Origin of the sequence: Nonomuraea sp. AD125B, assembly GCF_041402765.1 — a bacterium.
GTDB classification, from domain to species: domain Bacteria; phylum Actinomycetota; class Actinomycetes; order Streptosporangiales; family Streptosporangiaceae; genus Nonomuraea; species Nonomuraea bangladeshensis.
Map to the genome: position 1 here is coordinate 926,785 of NZ_JBGLOU010000001.1, position 22,655 is coordinate 949,439.

Annotated in this window: 20 protein-coding genes; 11 read left to right on the forward strand and 9 right to left on the reverse strand. The window is 72.0% G+C overall.

Annotated features, from left to right (window positions below; all coding sequences use genetic code 11):
• Positions 1–134: 134 nt before the first annotated feature.
• The gene (locus tag ACBR40_RS04300; RefSeq protein WP_344216036.1) at positions 135–1,178 is read left to right on the forward strand and encodes a LacI family DNA-binding transcriptional regulator; all 1,044 of its coding nucleotides are present in this window, start codon (positions 135–137) and stop codon (positions 1,176–1,178) included.
• Here the strand turns inward: ACBR40_RS04300 and ACBR40_RS04305 are convergent.
• From ACBR40_RS04305 to ACBR40_RS04315, 3 genes are all read right to left on the reverse strand, one after another.
• Positions 1,132–2,508: a hypothetical protein gene (locus ACBR40_RS04305; protein ID WP_371247468.1), complete on the reverse strand. Its 1,377-nt coding sequence runs from the start codon at positions 2,506–2,508 to the stop codon at positions 1,132–1,134. The two genes, ACBR40_RS04300 and ACBR40_RS04305, sit on opposite strands and share 47 nt — an antisense overlap.
• Before the next feature lie 138 nt (positions 2,509–2,646).
• Positions 2,647–3,516, reverse strand: a complete 870-nt coding sequence (locus tag ACBR40_RS04310) for a hypothetical protein (RefSeq protein WP_371247469.1) — start codon at positions 3,514–3,516, stop codon at positions 2,647–2,649.
• Complete coding sequence (locus ACBR40_RS04315) at positions 3,516–4,070, reverse strand: RNA polymerase sigma factor (protein WP_371247470.1); 555 nt, start codon at positions 4,068–4,070, stop codon at positions 3,516–3,518. The genes ACBR40_RS04310 and ACBR40_RS04315 overlap by 1 nt, the downstream gene beginning before the upstream one ends.
• A 102-nt stretch (positions 4,071–4,172) precedes the next feature.
• Between ACBR40_RS04315 and ACBR40_RS04320 the strand changes: the two genes are divergently transcribed.
• Positions 4,173–5,027: a pentapeptide repeat-containing protein gene (locus ACBR40_RS04320; protein WP_371247471.1), complete on the forward strand. Its 855-nt coding sequence runs from the start codon at positions 4,173–4,175 to the stop codon at positions 5,025–5,027.
• Here ACBR40_RS04320 and ACBR40_RS04325 read toward each other — a convergent pair.
• Entirely contained in the window at positions 4,993–5,385 is a 393-nt protein-coding gene (locus ACBR40_RS04325) for a hypothetical protein (protein ID WP_371247472.1), read from the reverse strand. The two genes, ACBR40_RS04320 and ACBR40_RS04325, sit on opposite strands and share 35 nt — an antisense overlap.
• Positions 5,386–5,455: 70 nt before the next feature.
• On the opposite strand from ACBR40_RS04325, the gene ACBR40_RS04330 reads away from it, so the two are divergent.
• Complete coding sequence (locus tag ACBR40_RS04330) at positions 5,456–6,343, forward strand: helix-turn-helix transcriptional regulator (protein WP_371247473.1); 888 nt, start codon at positions 5,456–5,458, stop codon at positions 6,341–6,343.
• Between the two features lie 69 nt (positions 6,344–6,412).
• On the opposite strand, the gene ACBR40_RS04335 is transcribed toward ACBR40_RS04330, so the two are convergent.
• On the reverse strand, positions 6,413–6,925 hold the full coding sequence (locus ACBR40_RS04335) for a GNAT family N-acetyltransferase (protein WP_371247474.1): 513 nt from the start codon (positions 6,923–6,925) through the stop codon (positions 6,413–6,415).
• A gap of 47 nt (positions 6,926–6,972) precedes the next feature.
• Positions 6,973–8,049 carry a ribosome small subunit-dependent GTPase A gene (gene rsgA / locus ACBR40_RS04340; protein ID WP_371247475.1) on the reverse strand — a complete coding sequence of 359 codons (1,077 nt, stop codon included), beginning with the start codon at positions 8,047–8,049 and terminating at the stop codon, positions 6,973–6,975.
• A 332-nt stretch (positions 8,050–8,381) separates the two neighbouring features.
• On the opposite strand from rsgA, the gene ACBR40_RS04345 reads away from it, so the two are divergent.
• The gene (locus ACBR40_RS04345; RefSeq protein WP_371247476.1) at positions 8,382–9,650 is read left to right on the forward strand and encodes an ABC transporter substrate-binding protein; all 1,269 of its coding nucleotides are present in this window, start codon (positions 8,382–8,384) and stop codon (positions 9,648–9,650) included.
• A 58-nt stretch (positions 9,651–9,708) separates the two neighbouring features.
• Here ACBR40_RS04345 and ACBR40_RS04350 read toward each other — a convergent pair whose 3' ends face one another.
• Together ACBR40_RS04350 and ACBR40_RS04355 are read right to left on the reverse strand one after the other, a co-directional pair.
• Positions 9,709–10,287 (reverse strand): EF-hand domain-containing protein, encoded by a 579-nt coding sequence (locus tag ACBR40_RS04350; protein WP_371247477.1) that lies wholly within the window; start codon positions 10,285–10,287, stop codon positions 9,709–9,711.
• Between the two features lie 190 nt (positions 10,288–10,477).
• A complete protein-coding gene (locus tag ACBR40_RS04355; RefSeq protein ID WP_371247478.1) occupies positions 10,478–12,805 on the reverse strand; it encodes a molybdopterin-dependent oxidoreductase in 2,328 nt (775 codons plus the stop codon).
• Positions 12,806–12,964: 159 nt separating this feature from the next.
• On the opposite strand from ACBR40_RS04355, the gene ACBR40_RS04360 reads away from it, so the two are divergent.
• The 7 genes from ACBR40_RS04360 (at position 12,965) to ACBR40_RS04390 (ending at position 20,049) form a co-directional block, all read left to right on the forward strand.
• The gene (locus ACBR40_RS04360) at positions 12,965–13,351 is read left to right on the forward strand and encodes a hypothetical protein (RefSeq protein WP_371247479.1); all 387 of its coding nucleotides are present in this window, start codon (positions 12,965–12,967) and stop codon (positions 13,349–13,351) included.
• On the forward strand, positions 13,348–14,244 hold the full coding sequence (locus ACBR40_RS04365; RefSeq protein ID WP_371247480.1) for a hypothetical protein: 897 nt from the start codon (positions 13,348–13,350) through the stop codon (positions 14,242–14,244). The genes ACBR40_RS04360 and ACBR40_RS04365 overlap by 4 nt, the downstream gene beginning before the upstream one ends.
• Positions 14,245–14,298: 54 nt before the next feature.
• Positions 14,299–17,637: a CHAT domain-containing protein gene (locus ACBR40_RS04370; RefSeq protein ID WP_371247481.1), complete on the forward strand. Its 3,339-nt coding sequence runs from the start codon at positions 14,299–14,301 to the stop codon at positions 17,635–17,637.
• A 77-nt stretch (positions 17,638–17,714) separates the two neighbouring features.
• The gene (locus tag ACBR40_RS04375) at positions 17,715–18,128 is read left to right on the forward strand and encodes a VOC family protein (protein ID WP_371247482.1); all 414 of its coding nucleotides are present in this window, start codon (positions 17,715–17,717) and stop codon (positions 18,126–18,128) included.
• Between the two features lie 47 nt (positions 18,129–18,175).
• A complete protein-coding gene (locus tag ACBR40_RS04380; protein WP_344216002.1) occupies positions 18,176–18,511 on the forward strand; it encodes a metalloregulator ArsR/SmtB family transcription factor in 336 nt (111 codons plus the stop codon).
• A complete protein-coding gene (locus ACBR40_RS04385) occupies positions 18,508–18,966 on the forward strand; it encodes an SRPBCC domain-containing protein (protein ID WP_371247483.1) in 459 nt (152 codons plus the stop codon). Before ACBR40_RS04380 ends, ACBR40_RS04385 begins: the two co-directional genes overlap by 4 nt.
• Positions 18,967–19,086: 120 nt before the next feature.
• Entirely contained in the window at positions 19,087–20,049 is a 963-nt protein-coding gene (locus ACBR40_RS04390) for a hypothetical protein (protein ID WP_371247484.1), read from the forward strand.
• A gap of 84 nt (positions 20,050–20,133) precedes the next feature.
• Here the strand turns inward: ACBR40_RS04390 and ACBR40_RS04395 are convergent, their stop codons facing one another.
• Complete coding sequence (locus ACBR40_RS04395) at positions 20,134–22,602, reverse strand: hypothetical protein (RefSeq protein WP_371247485.1); 2,469 nt, start codon at positions 22,600–22,602, stop codon at positions 20,134–20,136.
• Positions 22,603–22,655 lie beyond the last annotated feature (53 nt).

The following is a 22,655-nucleotide window of genomic DNA, read 5'->3' on the forward strand; positions in this document are numbered from 1 at the left end:
ATTCCGGTCAAGGGGCAATTTGGGTTTTTACTCGGCGAAATATCGTCGTTACATCGACGCATTGACGATCTTCTGGCAGGATCCACGTGCATAATGGGATCGATCCCAAAGATCCACACCAGACAGGGGAGACGATGCGCATCGGACTGAAGGAGGTCGCCGCGGAGGCCGGAGTGTCCCGCAGCACCGCCTCGCGCGCCCTCAGCGGATCCCCGCTGATCTCCGCGGAGACCCGCGCGGCCGTCGAGCAGGCCGCGGCCCGGCTCAACTACCAGCCCAACCGGCTGGCCGGCGCCCTGCGCTCGCGGCAGTCCCACCTGGTGGGCCTGGTGCTCAACAACCTCATCAACGCCTCCTTCCACACGATCGCCGAGGTGGTCCAGCGCCGCGCCGCCGACGAGGGCTACCAGGTGATGCTCGGCATCACCGACGCCGATCCCGCGCGGGAGAAGGAGTTCCTGCGCACCCTCGCCTCACACGGCGTGGACGGCCTCATCGTGATCGGCACCGGCAAGAACGGCGCCACCACCAACGCCCTGCTCGCCGAGGGCACCGGCGTGGTCAACGTGATACGCCGCCCGGCCGACAGCGCCGCGCCGTCCGTGCTGGCCGCCGACCGCGAGGGCGCCCACGCGGCCACCTCCCACCTGCTCGACCTCGGCCACGAACGCATCGGCTTCATCGGCGGCGAGCTCACCGCCGACTCGGGCCGCGAGCGTTTCGCCGGCTACGAGCAGGCCCTGCGCGAACGCGGTCTCGCCGTGGACGAGTCCCTGGTCGAACGCGGCCCCTTCGCCCCCGGCTTCGGCACCGAGGCCGTCACCCGGCTGCTGCGGCGCACCCCCCGGATGACCGCGCTGTTCGCGGCCAACCACGAGGCGGTGTTCGGCATCCTGCCCACGCTGGCCAGCACCGGCGTCTCCGTGCCCGGCGACCTGTCGCTGGTCTGCTACGAGGACATCTCCTGGCTGCGCTACTGGTCGCCCGCCATCACCGTGGTCGACAACGGCGCCGCCGAGCTGGGCGAGCTGGCCATGAACCTCTTACTGCACCAGATGAAGCACGCCGACGGCGCGCGCGACGGCGTCCAGGAGGCCCGCAACGGGCGGGCGTACCGGGTGGGCGCGCAGCTCATCGTGCGCGACTCCACCGCGCCCCCGGCCCGTTCCGGGGGCTGAACGCCAGGCAGGCGACCGGGACCACGGGCAGGACGTAGCGGTGGTCGAAGTCCAGGACGGCGACCGGGCCGATCAGCAGGCCCGCCGCGACCGCCCACGGCAGCAGCGCCACGCCGGGCCGCCGCACCGCGGCCACCCCGCCGAGCAGCAGGATCGCGCCCAGCAGCGGGCCCCGCAGGTAGGCGGCGTACTGGTAGGCGACGAGGAAGTCCGCGTACGGCGACACCGACTCCGCGCCGCGCAGGTCCGGGTCGTACTCCCGCTGGACCTTGCCCGCCAGCGGCTGGTCCGGCAGCGGCCACCGGCCGTGGGTGAAGCCGAAGGCGGGCGTCGTACGGGCGGGATGGGCGATCGGGGTCCAGGAGAAGGCGATGGCGGTGTCCCGCGCGACCTCGCCCAGGTAGTCGAGCGGCTGGGCGGCGATCGCGCGCAGCGCGAACGAACGGGCCAGGTCGTTGTAGCCGAAACGGTCGCCGGGCAGCAGGTTGAGCGAGGACCCCGGGGCCCACACGTACTCGGAGGCGGCGTCCACCTTCGTGCCGTTGGGGCACAGCCGGGCCTCGGCGGGCGGCGGCTGGAGGCGGGCGCAGTCGGCGAAGGTCATCGTGCGGGCCCACAGCGCGACGCCGTCCGCGCCGCTGAGCGCGAACCGGCCGTGGTGCTGGGCGTACCAGGCGGCGTACGCGGCCAGGGGCAGCGTCCCGGCCAGGGCCAGCGCGGCCAGGCGGCGCCACCCCGCACGCCGTACGGCCAGCACCAGCACCACGAGCAGGAGCAGCGGGAGCGCGATCGTGCGCGTGAGCGCGGCCAGCGCGAACAGCAGCCCCGCCCCGGTCGCCGCCCGCACGGACAGGCGCGGCGGCCACATCAGCACGGCCAGCCCCGCCACGACGAGGAAGATGAACAGGGTGTCGGACAGGACGGCGTGCTCCAGCCGCAGGAACGAGGCGTCGAACAGCGGCGGCACGGTCGCCGCTGCCGCCGCCCAGCCGGGCGCCGACCTGCGCCGCAGCACGGCGTACACCAGCACGGCGATGACCAGGCCGAGCGCGTGCTGGACGGCCGCGACCAGCTCGACGCTGTGGAACGGCAGCAGCGCCCGCAGCAGCAGCGGGTAGCCGATCGGATGGAAGGCCGCCGACGGGGCGAGGTGCGCGGCGGTGTCGAGGTAGGTGTAGGAGTCGTACCAGTAGAGGGTGGCCGGGCGGTAGCCGAGCATCGTGACCACGCGCAGCGCGGCCGCCAGGGCCAGCAGCACGGCGAAGGCGCGGTGACCGGCGAGGAGGCCGCGCCGCGAGGGCAGCACGGCAGGAGGAGCGTCGACGAGCACGAGAGATCCGATCGGCGGGGAACGCGGGGAGGTCCGCACAGCGGCAGCGGCACGCGTGGCGGTGAAAGGAGCCGGCGCGGCGTTTCCGGCCGCCGCGCCGGTAGGAGGAGCCCCGTCCGCGAGGCTTGCGAGGGTCGATCAGCAGCGGGGCTTCGGCGCGTGCTGGTCCACGGCGCGCGGCTCGGGGGCGACCAGCAGGAGCGCCTCGCCGTCGGCGCTCATGACGCCGTCGTGCACGTACCAGTCGGCGGGGGCCGAGGGCTGCGCCCGCTGCCAGTCGGCGACGTACGTCGGGGTCACGCCACGCTCGCGCAGCATCGCCCCGACCTCGGCCACGGACTTGTTGACGTAGGGCACGCAGTGCAGGGGCTCGCCGGGCCTGGCGACGCCGGGCGGCATGCGGTACTTCTCGCCGGGCCTGGCCGGCCTGCCGAGCGTGATCTGGGCCTTCTTGTCGAAGTCGGCCGGCACCTTGACGCCGATCGGGCAGCCGCGGGGTCGTGCGCAGGACCCGGGGGCGTCGATGGTGGTGATCGGGCCCTCGGCGGAGACCGCCTGGCCGGCCCGCAGCCGGTCCAGGTCGTGCAGCACGAAGATCTGTCCGACCTGGCTCGCGGAGGTCGCCACCACTTCGAGCGTGATGTCCAGGCCCCGGGCCTTCAGCTCACGCTGGTACACCTCGGGCTCGGCCATCAGGTCCTTGACCGTGATCACGTAGGCGCCGTCCACGAGCCGGATGTCGAGCGCCGCGGAGGCGGGTGCCTGGGCGACACCGAAGGACAGCAGGGTCGCCAGCGCGGCCAGCGCCGGCACGGTCAGCCACGCCCGGCGGCGGCGGGGCGCACGGCCCTGGGCGGGGGCCGTGCTCGCGGTGGCGCCGGGCGCGGCGACCGAGTGCGCGGTGACCGGGCTCGCCGTGATCTCCTCCAGCAGCTCCCTGGCGATCGGCGTCATGCCGGGGCCGGCGTCGGGGGCGAGGCTCGCCACCAGGCGGTCGAGGTCGTGCATCAGATCGCTCCCTTCGCCAGCTCCATGGCACGCAGCCCGATGGCGGCGACGTCGATGCCCGCCGCGCGCAACTCCCTCGCCAGGCGTTTACGGGCCCGGTGCAGCCGCAGCCGGGCGGCGCCGCGCGAACACCCCAGCACGATGGCGACCTCGTCCGAGCCCAGCCCCTCCCAGCCGACCAGCGAGAGGATCTCGCGATCGTCGGGGCTCAGCCGCGCGAACGCCTCCCGCACGCCGGGGAGCACGCTGCCCGACCGGCCCGGCTCCGCCCATGCGGCCAGCTCCCTGCCGAGCCGTTCCACCAGCTCACCGCGGCGCGACTCGGCCCGGCGGCCGTTGGCCAGCACCCGGCGGGCCACGCCGAACAGCCACAGCCGCGCGTCCCGCCCCTCGGGGACGTCGTCGAGGCGGCGCCAGGCCGTGGTGAACGTCTCGGCGAGCGCGTCGGCGGCGTCCTCCGGCGAGCCGGTACGCCGCGCGACATAGGCGAGGATGTCGGCATAGTTGGCAACGTAGATCACCTCGAAACGCCGCTTGCGGTCAGGGGGAGTCACGCTGCCTTCTCTCGTCCGGGGTCCCGACACCCTGTACCTGTCCGGACCGTCCGGATCGTTTCACCCCGATTTCTGTCGGCATCGGATGCGAGACTCCGCGCCATGGATTCCCTACTTCCGGGCAGGCGAGAAGAGGCGAGGATCGTTCGCGGGGAGCTCCGTGACCAGCGGTTCCCGCTGCCCGCCGGGGTGACCGATGTGACCTTCGACGGTGCGCGGCTGGTGAACGTGGACTTCACGGGGACGCGATTCCGGTTCTTCATCGCCTTCGGCAGCGCGTTCGACGGCTGCGACTTCTCGGGCACCGCCTTCGAGCAGTTGGTGATGGGCGGCACCTACGCCGCTGCTCATGGGAAGGAGCGGGACGGCGCGACGTGGCCGCAGACCGTCTTCCGTGACTGTGCGTTCCGCCGCACCCGGTTCCCGGATCTCACCGCGTTCGGCAACGTCCGGTTCGAGAGATGCACCTTCGACCGGTCCCGGCTGCGGCTGCAGACGAACACGGGGGAGGCCGAGTTCGTCGACTGCGCCTTCATCGGCCGCGTACGCGAGATGAACTTCTGGGGCCGCCCGCACGACCACGACCGGGCCGCGCTCGGCAGAGACCGCAACGCCTTCACCGGCAACGACTTCACCGCCGCCGAACTCGACGGCGTCTCCTTCCGCCACATCGACCTGCGGGCCCAGCGTTTCTCCGGCCTCCCCGGGTACGCGCTCCTCGACCGGATCGCCGAGCGGGTGAGTGCGGTGCTGCCGCTGGTGGACGGCTGGCCGGACGACGAGCACCGCCAGGAGGCCCGTTCCGCGCTGGAGTTCCTCGCGGACTCGGCGTACGCGTGGAACGACGATCAGGCTCTGGTGAGCCCGGCGCGCATGGGCCGCAAGCTGCCGCCCGCCCTCCGGGAGGAGCTGTTCGCCGCGTTCAGACACACATCCAGCGATACATTTCGTGGCTGAGCCGCACCGCCTCGCGGGCCAGATCCCGCAGGGCGGTGACGCGTTCGATCTCGTGGTCGTCGAGCAGCTCGTCCTCGGCGTACTCACGCAGCCGCGCGTCCTCCACGGCGGCGAGCGCGGCGACCGTCTCCGGCGTCACCCGGTCCACGCCCGCCCCCTCCTCGTCGTCGGCCACGACCGCGCTGTCGCCGAACTCGCTGACATCGCGCCCGCTCAGCTCGGCCACCAGGTCGCCGAGCTCGGCGATCCAGCCCTTGCAGTCGACGAACGGCAGCTGCACCTGGCCCGGCCCGCCGGCCATGGCCCGCTCGGCCGATTCGTCGGAGTCCGCCACGAAATAGTCCACCAAGACGCCCATGGCCGGACACCTTATCGGGGGGACAACCTCGACCCCCTTCACGCTCCGGCCGCTGCCTACGATGGGAGAGGTGGACAACCGAGACGAGATCCGCGACTTCCTCGCCACCCGCCGCGCCAAGATCACCCCGCAGCAGGCCGGGCTGGCGCCCGGGACCCGCCGCCGGGTGCCCGGCCTGCGGCGTGAGGAAGTCGCGGTCCTGGCCGGGGTCAGCACCGACTGGTACACCCGGCTGGAGAAGGGCCACATCAGCGGCGTGTCGGAAGAGGTGCTGAACGCCGTCGCGCGGGCGCTCCAGCTCGACGCCGCCGAGCGCGCCCACCTGTTCGACCTGGCTCGCGCCGCGAGCGCCCGGCCCCGGTCCCGGTCCCGCCGGCCCGTGCAGAAGGTCCGTACGGGCCTGCAACGCATGCTGGACGCCATGAGCGACGCGCCGGCCATCATCCGCAACGGCCGCATGGACATCGTGGCCGCCAACCTGCTCGGCCGCGCCATGTACTGGCCGGTCTTCCAGAGCCGGCGGACCGGCCCGCCCAACATCGCGCGCTTCCAGTTCCTCGACCCCGCCGGCCGGGACTTCTTCCCGCAGTGGGACACCGCCGCCGACACCATCGTCGCCCTCCTGCGCACCGAGGCCGGCCGCGACCCCTACAACAAGGACCTCACCGACCTGGTCGGCGAGCTGTGCACGCGCAGCGACGACTTCCGCGGCCGATGGGCCCAGCACGACGTCCGCCTGCACCACACCGGCACCAAGACCTTCCACCACCCGGCGGTCGGCGAGCTGATCCTGGACTACGAGTCCATGGACCTGCACGCCGACCCCGGTCTCAACCTGACCGTCTACACGGCCGCCCCCGACACTCCCGCGCACGACGCGTTGCGCCTGCTCGCCAGCTGGGCCGCCACCCAGGAGAACGCCGTACGCTCCCCGCGGGACGATCGATCGCCCCGCTGATCAGCCGGCACGCGTGCCCGGGCCCCGGCCACGCCGGGTGCCGCCCGCCGGGGTAATTGGAGCGGCGGGTCAGACGCCGAACGCCGCCGCGTACCTGATGACACCGCTCGGGACCGGCCGCGCCGGATCGAGGGCGAGCGCCATCATGTACTTGTCCTCGACCTCGAAGGGCGGGCGGATGCCGTACCCGGAGGCCGGGGTGAAGCCGAAACGCGGGTAGTACTCGGCGTGGCCGAGCACCACCACCAGGTTCTCGCCCTGCTCGGCGGCGGCGCGCAGCGCGGCGCGGATGGCGGCCGAACCCGCGCCCCGCCGCTGGTGTTCGGGCCTGACGGCGCACGGGCCCAGGGCGAGGGCGGGCGCGTCGCCGACGTGGCAGCGGGTGAGCAGCGCGTACCCGGCGAGGTCGCCGCCGGGGGTCTCGGCCAGCCAGGACAGGCCGGGCAGCCACGCCTGCGGGTCGGCCCGCAGCGCCTCGACGAGGTCGGCCTCGTGCGGGCTGGGGAAGGCGGCGAGGTTGACCTCGCGGATGGCGGCGACGTCGCCGGCGCTCTCGGGACGGGTGGTGAAGGAAGAGGTCATGGTCGGGTTCGTCTCCTCGTTCTTCTGCGCATGCAGGGCGTGGCCGGTCATTGCTGCTGGTCCCGGAACCTGTAGGTGGCGCGCAGGTGACTGGTGATGGCCTTCTTCTGGCTGACGCGCTCGTCGCGCAGCCGGGCGTCGGTACGTGAGGCGGCCCAGGCGGCCTCCCGTTGCAGCTTCCGGTAGCTGTGCAGGCGGCGTTCGGGCAGTTCGCCCGCCGCGATGGCGGCCTGGACCGCGCATCCCGGCTCGCTGTCGTGGCCGCAGTCGCCGAAGCGGCACTGCTCGGCGAGGTCCTCGATCTCGGCGAAGACCTGCTCCAGGCCGTCGGCGGCGTCGTGCAGGCTGATCCCGCGCAGACCGGGCGTGTCGATGAGGACTCCGCCGCCGGGCAGGGGGAGCAGCTCGCGGCGGACGGTGGTGTGGCGGCCCTTGCCGTCCTGCTCGCGTACCGTGCCGGTGGCCAGCAGCTCCTCGCCGAGCAGCGTGTTGCCGAGGCTGGACTTGCCCGCGCCCGAGGGGCCGAGCAGCACGGTGGTGCCGCGCAGCAGCGCGGCCAGCGCGTCGATGTTGTGACCGGTCGCGACGCTGGTGACGAGGACGTCGGCGCCGGGCGCCAAAGCCTCGGCCTCGGCGCGGACGGCCTCGGCGTCGTCGGCCAGGTCCGCCTTGGTCAGGGCGACCACCGGCTGCGCCCCGCTCTCCCAGGCCAGGGCGAGCAGGCGCTCCAGTTTGGCCGCGTCCAGGGGCGTGGCCAGGGACAGGGCGATGACGACCGTGTCGACGTTGGCGGCGAGGACCTGTCCGTGGGAGGACCTGGAGGCCGACGAGCGTACGATCGCGCTGCTCCGTGGCAGCAGCGCCACCAGGTGCGGCTCGGCGCCGGGGCGCAGCGCGGCCCAGTCGCCGGTGCAGGGGGTCAGGAGGGGGTCAGGCGGGTGCGGCGCGGCGAACGTGGCCCGCGTCGGGCCCGACGCGGTGATCGCCGTGCACAGGCCGCGGTCGACCCGGGAGATCCGGGCCGGGACGAGACCCGCTTCGTAGTGGTCGGTGAAGGTTCGGTCGAGTGCGCCGGTCCACCCGTACCGGGACAGGCCGGATGGATCCGTGTAGGTATGTGGCAACGTGAGACCCTTGCGGAGAAGGGGCCCCGACGAGACGCGGACATCACCCCGCCCGGCTCAGGGCAGGGGGAGAAAGTGGGTCAGACCGGGGCCCGGGACGTGAGGTCGGTCCGGGCGCTGCGCGGGGCAGCGGTCTTCACCGCGGTCATCGAACCTCACCTCCCTTCCACACTGATCCAACACCGAACGGACGGTAGCGTAGCACCCCCGTCAGGATCGGTCGTACCGCGCTCCGCATCGTTGTAAGCTCCGACCTTCATCACGATGTCGATCTTCGTGCTGTGCGACCACCGGACCGGAACAGGTCCTCCGTCCCCCCAGGAGGCGAACCCGTGGGCTCTGGCAAGAAAGCGCTGATGGCGACGGCGCTGGCCACCGTCGTGCTGTCGACCACCGTGGCGTGCGGCGGCGACGGCGGCAGAACCGAACTGCGGTTCTTCTACTGGGGCAGCGAAGCGCGGCACAAGATGACGGAAGAGGCGATCAGGAAGTTCGAGGAGAAGCACCCGGACATCGACGTCGTGGGCGAGTTCTCCGGTTTCGGGGACTACTACGAGACGCTGGCCACCAAGGTCGCCGCCGACCAGGCGCCGGACGTCATCACGCTGGAGATCCGCGGCCTGCGCGAGTACGTCGAGCGCGGCACGCTGGCCGACCTGTCCGACAGCGTCGACACCGCCGACATCGACGCGAAGGTGCTGGCCACCGGCACCATCGGCGGCAAGCGGTACGCCATCCCCACCGGCGTCAACGCCTGGTCCCTCGTCGTGGACCCGGAGGCGTTCCGCAAGGCGGGGCAGAAACTGCCGGACGACACGAAATGGACGTGGGACGAGTACGCGACCCTGGCGGCGGCGATCACCGCCGGCACCGGCGGCCGGATCTACGGCGCGCAGCAGGCGTTCAACCCCGCCTTCCTGCAGATCTTCGCCGCCCAGCGCGGCGAGCGCTTCTACGACGGCAGCCGGATCGGCGTCTCGCCCAGGACGTTGAAGGCGTGGTGGGCCCTGCAACGCAGGCTGGTCGCCACCAAGGGCTCTCCCGGCGTCGCCAAGACCGTGGAACTGGCCGCCCAGAACGTGGACCGTTCGCTGTTCGCCACCGGCAACGGCGCGATGGGCATGTGGTGGAGCAACGAGCTCGGCGCGATCAGCAAGGCGGCGGGCGGCAAGCAGGTCGGCCTGCTGCGCATGCCGAAGGCGGGCGATGCCGCGTCGGGCGGCATGTTCCTGCAGCCCGCGATGTTCTACACGGCCTCGGCGAAGTCGCCGCACCGGGCGGCGGCGGCCGCGTTCATCGACTTCATGGTCAACGATCCGGACGCGGGCGGGATCGTCCTCAGCGACCGCGGGTTGCCGGCCAACGCCAAGGTGCTGGCGGCGGTCACCCACAAGCTGCCCGAGGTGGACAAGAGGACCGTGGCGTTCCTGAAGGAGATCGCGGGCGAGCTCACGGACCCGCCCGCCGCGCCGCCGAAGCTCGCCAGCGCCATGGAGGACATCCTCCGGCGGTACACGCACGAGGTGCTGTTCGGCCGGATGACGCCGGACGCGGCCGCCCAGAAGTTCGTCACGGAGGCCAACGCCTCGATCGCCGGCTGAGGGACAAGAAGCTTGCGCCGGCCCGACCCCCGCGACCGGCGCGAACAGCGCGAGGCCGTCAGTCCGCGACTCTGCCGAACAGGTGGTTGGCGGGGGCCTCCGGGTCGTCGCCGTAGAAATACTCCGCGAGCGCCTGGTGGAACTCGGCGCGGTCCAGCGTGCCTGAACCGTTCAGGTCCAGGGCTGCGAAAACCTCGGCACAGTGCTCGAAGGAGATGTTGCCGGCCAGGCCGAAGATCTGCTGGAACTCCTCTTGGCCGATCCTGTCGTTGCCATCGAGATCGATGAGGTCGAAATAGCAGTCGGCCACCAGCTGGATCTGCTGCGGGTACAGGCGGGGGTCGGTCAGGGCCCGGCGGAACCCTTCGGTCATCTCTGGCAGGTCGATCTTCCCGTCGCCGTCCTGGTCCATCGGGGCGATCACCTGAGTCCAGAACGCCTCCAGCTCCTGGGTGAGGCGATGGGCGGTCGGGGACTGCGCGGCGGCACGAGCGGCGATGTAGCGCTCGGCCATCAGCAGGACGTCCTGCCGGGTGATGACCCCGTCGCCGTCGACGTCGGCGCCCCTGAACCACTGGCGGTACTTGCGATCTCGAAGAGTGGTCATGTCCGCGTGAGCTGCGCTTGAGTCAGACATGGTGTGGCTCCTTCCGCCAGGCCGAATAGCCGAAAGTAACGCATGAGACACACACGGTGATATGGCGTGGTGGTGAGGCATGAGTACCGGCGGCAGAAGGACGACTCGGCAAAGAGCGTCAGTCCGCTACGTTCGCCTGGGCGAGGAGACCTCCGCCCGTGTCACCGCCGGACACGATCCGGCAGCACGCCTACGCCCCCGCTGACGACCTCCTCCGGTCTCCATGCTCGAAGCTCGGGGGTGAGAAGGCGAGCACCTCGGGAAGGGGGCTGTCGTAGCGCTCGACGTCGACCAGTGCACTGAGAGCACTCGGTCCTTGGGACAGGCGCGAGCACGGCCGATCCGCGGTGAGGACGTTCGGATTACCGTGGCGGTCCAACGTTCCGTTCAGGCCTGGCTGGACCGGATCCCACCACGCCCCCGTGGACAGTTGCACGACGCCCGGCATGACGTCGTCCGACAGGACCGCGCCCGCCAGACAGCTGCCTCGATCGTTGTGGACGCGCACGATCATGCCGCTCTCGATGCCGCGCGACGCGGCGTCCGACGGGTTCATCGTCACGGGCTCACGACCATCGATCTTCGAGCTGAGACTGCGGCCACCGTTGTCGTACTGACTGTGCAAGCGTGAGGCCGGCTGATTCGAGATCAGGTGCAGCGGGAATCGGTCCGACAGTTCCGCGCGAAGCCACTCCGCCGGTTCGAACCACTTCGGATGCCCGGCGCAGTCGTCGTAGCCGAACGAGTCGATCTCCTCGGAGAAGATCTCGATCCGGCCCGACGGCGTCAGCAGGGGGAAACGCTGCGGATCTGAGCGGAGGTCCTCGAAACTGCCGGGGAACGGTCCGGTCACCGCCGGCAGCTCAGCGGTGGAGCTGCGCCAGAAGTCGTCGAAGCCCGGCAGGGCGGCATCGCCGCCGAGCTTGGCCCTGGTCTGCTCGTAAAGGTGTCGGACCCACTCGATCTCGGAGCGCGACTCCGTGAACTCCCGCTCGTACCCGAGCCTGGCGGCCAGGGCGGCGAAGATGTGGTGATCGGTGCGCGACTCGCCCGCCGGCTCGCGGACCTTCGGCATCGCGACGAGGTGGGGGTCGGAGAATCCGGCGGCGAAGTCGTCGCGCTCCAGGCCGGTGGCGACGGGCAGCACGATGTCCGCGAACTTGGCCGTGGTGTTCCACCAGGCCTCGTGCACCACCACCGTGTCAGGGGTCTGCCAGGCGCGCGCCAACCGATGGAGATCTTGGTGGTGGTGGAACGGGTTCCCTCCGCACCAGTAGATCAGGCGGAGCTCGGGCAACGTGAGGCGCCGGCCGTCGTAGTCGATGGTCTTGCCCGGATGCAGCAGGGCGTCGGCGATCCTGGCCACGGGGATGAAATCCGGAACAGGGTTGGATATGTCGGGTATCGTCCCCACGAAGGCGCGATCCGGGGCAACGCCTGTCGCGTCCATCGTCGCGTACCCCGCGCCCCAGCCGCAGCCGGGCCGGCCCATCGAGCCGGCCATGGCGGCCAGTACGACAGACATCCAGATCGGCTGTTCACCATGGTCTGCCCGTTGCACCGCGTAGTTGACCATGATGAGAGAACGCCGGGTGGTGAGGCGGCCGGCGAGGTCGATGATCGCGTCGCGGCCGATGCCCGTGATCTCCGCTGCCCAGGCAGCGTCCTTGGGAATGCCATCGAGCTCGCCGACCAGATAGGAGGCGAAGCGATCGAACCCGACGCAGCATCGGCGAAGGAAGTCCTCATCGTGCCACCCGTTGACCAGCATCGTGTGTGCGATGCCGAGCATCGCGGCGGTGTCGGTGTTGGGGATGACGGGCAACCATTCAGCGTCGAGGAAGCGGGCGGTATCGCTGCGGATGGGGCTGATGTTCACGAACCGCACCCCAGCCTCACGGCACCGGCGTTGCAGGTCCTGCGTCTGGTGCCTGGCCAGGCCACCGGGGTTGATCTGGCTGTTCTTGAGCGCGAGCCCTCCGAACGCCACCACGAGCTCACAGTTCTCGGCTATCTCACCCCACATCGGCATCCGGGACTGGTAGCTCCACGGATGGCCTCCGATCACATGAGGGAGGATGACCTCCAAGGCCGCGGTGCTGTAGGTGTTGCGAGAGTCGGTGTATCCCCCTCCCAGCGCCAGGAACCGGTGGAGCTGACCCTGCGCGTGGTGAAACCTGCCCGCGCTCGCCCAGCCGTAGGACCCGCCGAACACCGCGCTGTCTCCGTACTGTGATCTAACTCGACGGAGTTCGTCGCTCACCAGCGTGATCGCGTCGTCCCAGCTCACCTCCACGAAGGCGTCGGTGCCTCTGGCCGTGTCGTGGGCACGCGGCTCGCCGTTCAGCCAGCCCTTGCGCACCGCGGGGCGTAACACGCGAGCGCTGTCGTCGGCGGCTGTCACCATTCCGGGGCCGATCGGTGATGGCACGGGGTCGTCGTGCCTCGGTTCGATGCGCACCAGCCGGCCGGAATCGACCACGGCGATGTAACTTCCCCAGTGCGTCGCGACCGACATGCGTCGTTCCACCATGGCTCAACTCCGGCTCTGAAGTTTCCGCCTGACAGGGACAGCGGTTGCTGACGTCATACCCCTGGGCACTACAGTGCCACCCCTGACCACCGGGCCCCAGACTTGTTCTACATTGGCGCTGAACCGGGAGCTGAGGAGGGCCGCGTGGCCGTCGGCGTCGAGGTCAAGATCGCGAGCTTCTGCCGGGAGCTCGGCGACGACACCCTGGAAGGGCTCGCCCGGGAGGAGAACGCGCTCGCGGCCTACCTCCGGGCCCGCTCCGCGATCCGGGCGGGCCGGGTCGACCAGGAGCTGGAGGCGGATCTCGACGCGCTGGACCGGGCCGTCCTGTCCGCCACCGGCCAGGGGCTCTTCCCCTCCGGCAACCGCGCCTTCCAGCCGCTGCCGGGAGCCCAGGGGACGGGCGGCCCCCGCTTCTGGGAGTGCCCCCGCGGGCTGTGCGCCGGACGCGGCCGGGTCAGGCCGGGACAACCGGCCCCGTCGTGCGGCGCGTCGGGGGAGCCGCTGAAGCCCGGGCCCCTGCCGCGGTGAACGGTTTCCTCGGCGAGCTCGGCAAGAAGCTGGCCGAGCGGTGGGCGGCGCTCCTGGCCCTGCCGGGCCTGCTGTTCCTGGCGACCGCGGCCGCGGCCCACACCCTGGGCTGGGCGGACGCCCTGGACCTCGCCCGGCTCCGCGCGCGCGTCGAAGAGTGGGCCGCGGAGCCCGTCCTGCGCTCGGTCGGCGGCGGGGTGCTCACCGTCGCCGCCGTCCTCGCCGGGTCGGTGGCGGCCGGGCTGGTCGCGGCGGGCCTCGGCCGGCTTCTGTCCCGCCTGTGGAACCTGCCCGGCCACCGGCCGCCGGCGAGCTGGCTGGCGGACGCTCGCCGCCGCAGGTCGCGACGGGCCAAGAGCGAGGCCGACGACCCCGCGGCGACGGCGCGGCAGGTCGGCGCCGCGATCGCCAGGGCCGACCGCGTCAGCCTGGTGCAGGCCGAGCGGCCGACCTGGATCGGTGACCGGCTGCACGCGTGCCGGGTGCGCGTCGAGACGAGCTACGGGCTGGACCTCGACGCGGCCTGGCCCCGGCTGTGGCTGCTGCTGCCCGACACGGCCCGTACGGAGATCCTCGCCGCGCGCCAGGCGTACGACGCCTCGGCCCGGCTGATGGGGTGGGCGCTGCTCCATCTCCTGCTGACCGCCTGGTGGTGGCCCGCCGCCCTGATCGCCGCGGCGACGGGGGTCACCGCCTGGAGCAAGGCGCGGGCGAGCGTCGCCGGCTTCGCCGACCTCGTCGAGTCGGCCGTCGACCTGTACGGCAGGGAGCTCGCGACCCGTCTCGGCCATGCCGTTCGCGACGACGGCCCGCTGACCGTCGCGGAGGGCGAGGCGATCACCACGACGACGCGCAAGTCACGGTGGGATCCCGACTCGCCGCTCGCGGACTGATCCGGGCCGGCGGAAGGCAGGGCGGATCGCCCGGGCACGGCGTACGTTCGGGTGGTGCGCCAGGATCTCCTGTCCCTTGTCGCCGCCCGGGTGCTGGAGATGAGCGCCACCGGCGACCTGTCCGCGGTCGCCGACCCCGAAGCGCTGCGGCAGGCCCAGGCCCTGGCCGACTCCCTGGCGGCCGACGACCTGCCCGAGGTTCGGGTCGTCCTGGGCTGGTGGCACTGGCTCCGCCACCGGGGCACCGGGGATCCCGGCGAGTTCCGCCGCGCGGTCGAGCTGCTCGTGCCCTGCTTCCTCCTCGAGATCGACGCGCTGCCCGAGCCGATGCTGCCGGCGATCGCCGTGGCGGCGGCCGTCCCCGCCGTGGACCTCCTGCGCGATGCCTTTGACGGGGCCGACTCCCAGCGCCTGTCCGCGATCATCCGGCTGTGGCGGCGCATCACGGCCGCGGTGCCCGCCGACGGCCAGGAGCAGATCCTCTACCAGCCGCTGCTCTCCTCGGCGCTGCTCGAACGGTTCCTGCGAGCAGGCGACGACGCCGACCTCGCAGCCGCGCTCCAGGCCTCGGAACGAGCCCTGCGGGCCGGCGCCGCACACGACCGGAGCGACCCGCGGCACCTCTTCGACCACGCCCAGCTCCTCCTGATCCGGAACCGCCGATCGGGCCGCCGCGAGGACCTGAATGCGGCGGTCGCCGCGCTCGGGCTCGCCTTCTCCGCCGGGTCGTCCGGCGACGACTGGTGGGATCCCTGCGTGACGCAGCTCGGCGGCCTGCTGGCCTCCCGGTACGAGCACTTCGGCGACGCCCGCGCCCTGGACCAGCTGATCGAGGTGTACGCCAGGGCGTCGGCGGCCGACCCGGACGACCGCCGGCGGGGACTGCTCGCGGCGGCGCTCCACCACAGGTTCAAACGCTCGGGGCAGCCGGAGGACCTGGCCGCCGCCGTACGGCTCGGCGATCCGGGACCGGGGTTCGCGCCGTCCGGCGACGCCGACGCCGAACGGCTGGCCCAGTGGGCCGACATCCTCCAGACCCGCTTCGAGGAACACGGCGACCCCGCCGACCTCAACGCCTGCCTCGACGCCCACCGGCGGGCCCTGCGGGTTCCCGGCCCGCACCCCGCGCACCGGCACTCGGGCTACGCCAACGCGCTGCGCGCCCGCTACCAGCAGACGGGGGACCTCGCCGATCTCGACGAGTCCGTCGCCGTGCACCGGCACGCTCTGGACCTCGCCCAGAACTCGTCGTCCGGGAACGACCTGCCCATGTTCAAGTCCAACCTCGGGCTCGCGCTGGTCGCCAGGTTCGAGCGGACCGCGCGGGAGGACGACCTGGACGAGGCCGTCGAGCTGCACCGGCAGGCCGCGTCCACGAGCGGCCGGGAGGACGTGCGCCGGGGCCTGCTCCACGCCAACCTCGGTGGCGCGCTGATGAGACGCGTCGAGCTGCGCACCACGGCCGACGACGACCCCGGCGCCGCCGATGACGACCTCGGCCAGGCGATCGAGGCGTTGCGCACCGCCGTGGCCGCCGTGCCTCCCGGCCACCGGGACCGGGGACGCCACCTGGTCAACCTGAGCAGCGCGCTGTTGCTGCGGCAGCGACGCGCCCCGGAGCACGCCCTGCTCGCCGAGGCGGAGGACCTGCTGCGCGAGGCCGTCACCTGCCAGCCGGACGGCCATCCCGACCAGGCGTCCGTCCACCTCGCGCTCGGGCAGGTCCTGCGGGCGCGCTTCGACCGGGAGGGCGGTGAGCCCCTGCGCGCCGAGGCGGTGTCGGCCTTCGTACGCGCGGCCGAGAACACCTCGGCTGCCCTCGTCCTGCGGATCCGGGCCTATGAGGCGGCCTCGTACCTGGTCGCGGAGTCGGCGCCGGGCCGGGCCGCGGATCTGCTGGAGGCCGCCGTACGGCTGCTCCCGCACCTGGCCGCCCGCCAGCTCGGCCGGGACGGGCAGCAGGACCTGCTCAAGGAGTTCAGGACGCTGACGGCGCAGGCCGTCGCCCTGGCGCTGACCCGGCCCGAGTCCGGCCCGGCGCAGGCCCTGCGGCTGCTGGAGACCGGCCGGGCCGTGCTGCTGAGCCAGGCGCTTGACGTCCGCGCCGACCTGGGCGCGCTGCACGAGCGCGATCCCGGGCTCGCCGGCCGCTACCTCGAACTCAACGACCGCCTCTCCCGGCCGCGGTCGCCATCGGCCGCCGATCCGCACCGCGTCGCGCAGGAGCTGGCGGAGACGGTGGCGGCCATCCGGAGGCTCGACGGCTTCGCGACCTTCCTGGAGCCGCCGACGGTGGGGGAGCTGCTGGCGGAGACCGCCCAGGGCCCGATCGTGGCGTTCACCGTCAGCCGCACCCGGGGCGACGCGCTGCTGCTGACCTCCGACGGCGTCCGGGCGCTGCCGCTGCCGGGCCTGGACGTCACGGCGACGCTCGACAAGGTCACGGAGTTCTACGGCGCGCTCCACATCACGCAGACGGGGACGACCCTGGCGGAGCGGGCCGCGGCTCAGGCCGCCATGAACGAGGTCCTCGCATGGTTGTGGCGGGTCGCGGCCCGTCCGGTCCTCGACGCCCTGCGGCTCGGCCCCGTCGCCGCCGGCGGCGCATGGCCCAGGATCTGGTGGGCGTCCGGCGGCATCCTGTCGCTGCTTCCCCTGCACGCGGCCGGCGTGCCCGGCTCCGAGACCGACGCGGTGCTGCACCGGGTCGTCTCCTCCTCCATCCCCACCGTCCGCGCCCTGCGTCACGCCCGCCGCCCGCTCCCGCCGGGCGACGGACGCGACGGCGCCCTGGTCGTGGCGATGCCCACCACCCCCGGCGGGCCGGACCTGGAGCACGCCGCCGCCGAGGCGGCCGCCGTGGCCGGGCACCTGCCCCATGCCGTCGTCCTGACGCCGGCCGGGCCTCGCGAGCCCACCCGTGAGACCGTGCTCTCCCACCTGGCCACCAGCTCGATCGCCCACTTCGCCTGTCACGGGGCGATCCACCCGACGGACCTCTCCCGCAGCATGCTCGTCCTGCAGGACCACGCCACCGCCCCGCTCACCGTGGCCGCACTGAACGCGGTACGCCTCGATCACGCCGAACTGGCCTATCTGTCCGCGTGTGTGACCGCGACCGGTCCCTCCGCCCATCTGGCCGACGAGGCGATCCACCTGGCGAGCGGGTTCCAGCTGGCCGGGTTCCGGCACGTCGTCGGCACCCTGTGGGAGATCCAGGACGAGTTCGCCGTCGACCTCGCCGACGCCTTCTACCGGGGTCTGGCCACGGGGGCGGGGTCGATCGACCCGGCGCGGTCCGCGTTCGCGCTGCACCACGCCGTACGGGAGCGTCGAGCGCGGCATCCCCGGGCCCCGTCGCTGTGGGCGGCCCACATCCACGTGGGAGCGTGAATCGAAAGCGCTCATCAGGTGAGCACTTTGCCTGGAAGCATCGTTCTCACAAGCCACCGGACGGAAGGCAGAGGGACATGCTCCGCGGACTCACCACCATCAGCTTCTACGCCCACGACGTCGTGGCCGCCCGCGACTGGTACGCCGAGCTGCTCGGCGTACGGGCCTACTTCCAGCGGCCCGAGCAGGGCGACCCGGCCTACGTGGAGTTCCGCGTCGGCGACTACCAGCACGAGCTCGGCATCGTCGACGCGCGCTTCGCCCCGGACGGCTGGAGCGCCGAGAGCGCCGGAGCGATCGCCTACTGGGCCGTCGACGACCTGGAGGCGACCTGGAAGCGGCTGCTGGAGCTGGGGGCCACCCCGTTCGACAAGCCGACCGAGCGCGGCCCCGGGTTCGTCACCGCGTCGGTGCGCGACCCGTTCGGCAACATCCTCGGCGTCATGGCCAACCAGCACTACATGGACGTCCTGGCGGGCCGGAAGGGCTGACCACGAACTTATTGAACCTTTTGGTTCAGCGTCGTATACTGAACCATATGGTTCAGCAAGAGGTCCTTGACCGGACGTTCGCTGCCCTGGCGGATGCGACGCGACGACAGATCCTCGTCCGGCTCGGCCAGGGGCCGGCCACGATCGGTGAGCTGGCCGAGCCGTTCGACATGTCACTCACCGGCATGAAGAAGCACGTGCAGGTCCTGGAGAACGCCGGACTGGTCACCACGGAGAAGGTCGGGCGATCACGGCGCTGCCGCCTGGGCGCCGAACGACTGGAGGACGCCATGTCCTGGATCAGGTTCTACCAGCGGCTCTGGGAACGCCGGCTCGACGGCCTCGACGCCTACTTCACCCTCAGGAAGGAAGACGACCGATGACGCAGAACATCGAGACCGCTCAGCTGCGCGTGAGCCGGGTCCTGCCCGCGACCCCGGAAGAGGTCTTCGACGCCTACACTGACGCCGAGAAGCAGAAGATCTGGTTCAGCATCCTCGACGAGACGCCCGGCTTCGTGGAGATCGACGTGGACCTGCGGGTCGGAGGCCGGCAGACCGCGGTGTGGGGGCCGGACCCCGAGACCCTGTTCCGCGAGACGCAGACGTTCCTGGTCATCGACCGTCCGCACCGCCTGGTCACCGAATCCGTCGGCGCCGGCCCGGACGGCATGACCATGACGACCACGGTCGAGGTCACCTTCGAGGAGCACGCCGACGGGACGCTCCTCACCGTGGTGCAGTCCGGGTTCCCGGCGGCCGAGATGCGCGACTTCTTCGTACGGGAGGTCTGGGCGGGCGCGCTCGACCGCATCGAGACGTACCTGCGCCGTCAGTAATTCGCGGCAAGCCGAATGAGCAGGCAACTGGTACGCTCCGGGCTGCTGTAGATCATCCGGTTGCTGTGCCAGGTCTCGGAGGCCCTTTCGATGCGCCGTTTGCCAGCCCTCTTATCCGCCATGATCGTCGGCCCGGCGGCCCTGCTCGTGGTTCCGTCCGCGGCGGAGGCCGCCGTTCCCGATGTCGTACGCGCGGTACGCGAACAGCTCGCCAGGGGCGCGAGCGTGAAGTTCACGCAGTACGGCTCCGTCGAAATCAACAACCGCAACAAATACACCAACCACACGGCCCGGGTGTTCCGCTACAACCCGATGCAGGAAGGGACGCTGGTTCTCGGCAGAGGCGGGGTCGTCGCGGCGAGCATCACGCGCCGGGTGGATTTCAACCGTCACCTGCTTTCGCTCCCCAAGGAGCGCGCGGCCGAAGGCGACCCGGTCTCCCGGAGCCTGCTCGCGCAGACCCGGCCGCACCGCTGGATCAACGCCAAGGGCCGCTTCTACAGCACCGGACGGCTGTGGACCGCGGACCTGCCGCAGGGAAAGACCTGGGCCCGGCGCGGCGACCGGGGCGCGGGCGCCACGGCCTTCGGCGACCACCTCATCAACATCTTCGAGCTCGGGACGCTGAAAGCGCTGATCGCCGGCGCCGATGAGAAGAAATTCAATCTGCCGAACCCGGCGGGCAAGACCGCGGACCTCAAGCGGACCGGGTTCTACCGCGGCAGCCTCACGTTCGCCGAACTGTACGACCTCTCGCCCACTTTCCGGCAGGTCGCGGGGAGACGGCCGGACGCGAGTTACGCGAACAAGGAAGTGGGCTGGACGCTCTATTTCGACGCGAAAGGGCTGCCCTTCAAATTCGGATCGGGCTTCTCCACGCAGGAGAAGGAGAAGTACTACACCCAGGGAGGCGCGACGACGGACATCGTGAGCTGGGGCCCGTCCAGGAACATCGCGCCGCCCAGGCCGGATCAGGTCGGTGTCGTCCGCGCTCCCGCCGACGGTCTGCCCGAATTCGACGACCTCGCGGAGGTCGCCCAGGTGAAGGCGCCGAGCACGGAACCGGCGTGGGAGTCGAGGTGAGCTGAAGGCCGGACCCGCGAGGCGGCGGCGCGGGGATCGGCGTGCCGGTCCGACGGCCCGCCCCGCGCCGAACGCCGGCGCGGGTCAGCGGGCGAGCCGGTACAGCCGCTCGTTGATCCTGTAGTAGAGGTTGCCGTAGTCGTCGGCGGTCAGTCCTTCCATGCCGTCGGCCGTCAGCAGGACGGTCACCGCCTTCGTCGACCTGTCGATCCTGAAGATCTGGTCGCCGAGGGTGCCGTACACGTGGCCCGGATCCTGGGGCACGGTCAGCAGTACGCCGTCCCGCCAGGCCAGGCTGGGATGGGCGGCGTAGTCGGGGTCGGGGAAGAGCCGTTTCGTGGTGATCGTCCCGGGCCGGGCGGGATCGAGCGTGAACAGCGTGCCGCCCACCAGGCCCCACAGCTCGCCGTCCACCTCCCTGAGGGCCGTGACGGCCTTCGGCGCCGTCAGCGGGAGGGGGTGCAGGCGTACGGCGCCGGTGGCGGGGTCGTAGGAGAAGAGCGTGGCCGAGGCCCCCGGCGCGTAGACCGGGTCCACGCCCAGCGCGCCGCGCGTGGACGTGCCGCCGAACACCTTGCCGCCCGCGTAGGCCAGCGCGACGACGGCCTGGTCCTGCGCCACGCAGAGGGTCCGCGCGGCCGTGCCCTGCTTCCAGACGGTGAGGGCTCCGCTGCGCTTGCCGTACTTCGGCACCGTGCCCATGTAGACGGCGCCGTCCGGGCCGCCGGCCAGCGCGTACGGCCGGTCCTGCGGCGGCGGACCCTTGCCCGGCTCGCAGTCGTCGGCCTTGTCGCCCGCCTCGCCGCCGGTGTGCAGCAGCGCGGGCGGCCAGGAACCGCCGGGTTCGTAGGCGTACAGCTTGGCCGACGGGTAGGCGCCGATGTAGAGCCGGCCGTCGTGCGTCAGCATGCTGTCGGTCTGGCTGAGCCCGTTGCGCGTCGGCGTGTCGGGCCGGTCGTCGTCGCCGTCGCCGCGCAGTGGGTCGTGAACGCCGAAGCCGCCGGTCAGGTAGCCGCCGGTGTAGACGCGGCCGTCGGGCCCCGTGGCGAGGGTGTTGATCGCGGCCGGCAGAACGGGGGTGCCGGAGACGGGTCTGGTGCTCCCTTCGCCGGTCGCCGGGTCGTACCTGAAGATCCTGGTGCCGTCCGTGGCCCCGCCGAGCCCGATCAGGGTGCCGCCGGACCAGGTGTAGCCGGTGACGTCGAGGCCGGGACGGACCGAGGTGGCCTGCACGGACCTGGTGGCCACGTCGTAGGAGTGCAGCAGCCCCTCCTTGACGAACCAGACCTTCCCGTCGCGGGCCGGCGAGTGCTGCAGGTCCACGTCCCTGATGGTGGCGTCGGTCTCGGCTGCGTACGAGCCGTCGGCCGCGCGGACCACGCGCAGGACGAGCAGCGTGCGGTCGATCCAGGCGAACAGCCTGCCCCCGGTCCAGGTCAGCCCGCCCACCATGGAGTCGTGCGCGTAGGCCGCGGGCAGCAGGCTGTCCTTGCGGCCCGTGACGTTGTCGAACCTGATCAGCGCGGCGTTCGTGCCGGTGCCCAGGTAGGTGGCGTTGGCGGCCGGGTCGTGGGCGATGCTGCGCACGTTCTGCGCGCCGGCCACGATGGGCACGCTGCCGATCGTGGTGAAGGCGCCGTTGTCGTACTTGAAGTAGCGGCCGTCGTTGTGCGTGCCGCCGTACACCTTGCCGTCCGCGCCCGCCTCCAGGTCCCAGATGAAGGAGTAGCCGCCCTCCGCCCGTCCGAGGTCGCTGATCGTGGACTGGCCGGGGACGTACCGGTAGAGCTTGGAGTTCGGGTAGGTGCCGAGGTAGACGCTGCCGTCGGTGGCCGTGGTCGCCGCCCAGCCGCCGACGGTGGGCGTGGCCGCGCTGTCGGGGATGGTGAGCTTCCTCGTCGTGGTCCCGGTGGCCAGGTCGATCACGGCGAGCTGCGGGTTGACGTCGGCGGTGCCGGTGAAGAGGGCGTAGGCGCTGCCGCCGGCGAAGGTGGTGGCGTTGGGCACGCTGCTCTCGATCTGCACGCCGAGGTCGCTCACGTTCTTGGTGATCAGCACCTCGTCCCAGTAGGCGGTGCCCACGTCGGCCACGCCCGAGTAGATGAGGGCCGAGACGGTGGCCGTGCCGGCGGGCGCGACGCCCGAGGTCGTCACGCGGTTCCACCGCCGCCCCGTCGCCGAGGCGTTCGCGCCGCCGGACAGGAGCCGGCCGGAGGCGTCCCTGAAGCGCAGGTACAGCTGTGCCGTGCCGGTCTCGGCCCAGACCTGGGCGTTCAGGGTGTAGCGCGTGCCTGCGGCCGCGGGCAGGCCGGGCATGCTCTCCCTGCCGTAGGCGGCCGCGGGGTCGGCGTCGGTGACGCGGGCGGTGGTCCGCCCGTCCCAGAGCACGGGATCGACGCCGCCCGGGCTGTGCGAGCCGCTCCACCCGGTCAGCCCGTTGTCGAAGCCGTCGTTGACGAGCCGCAGGTCGGCCGCGGAGGCCGGCGTGGGCGGCGCCGCGAGCAGCGCCGCCAGCAGCGCGGCCGGGGCCGTCGCGCGCAGGACGCGCCTCACGCGCCCGTGCCTTGCCTGGGGGCGGCGCGCCGCCGATGGGACCGTGTCGAGGG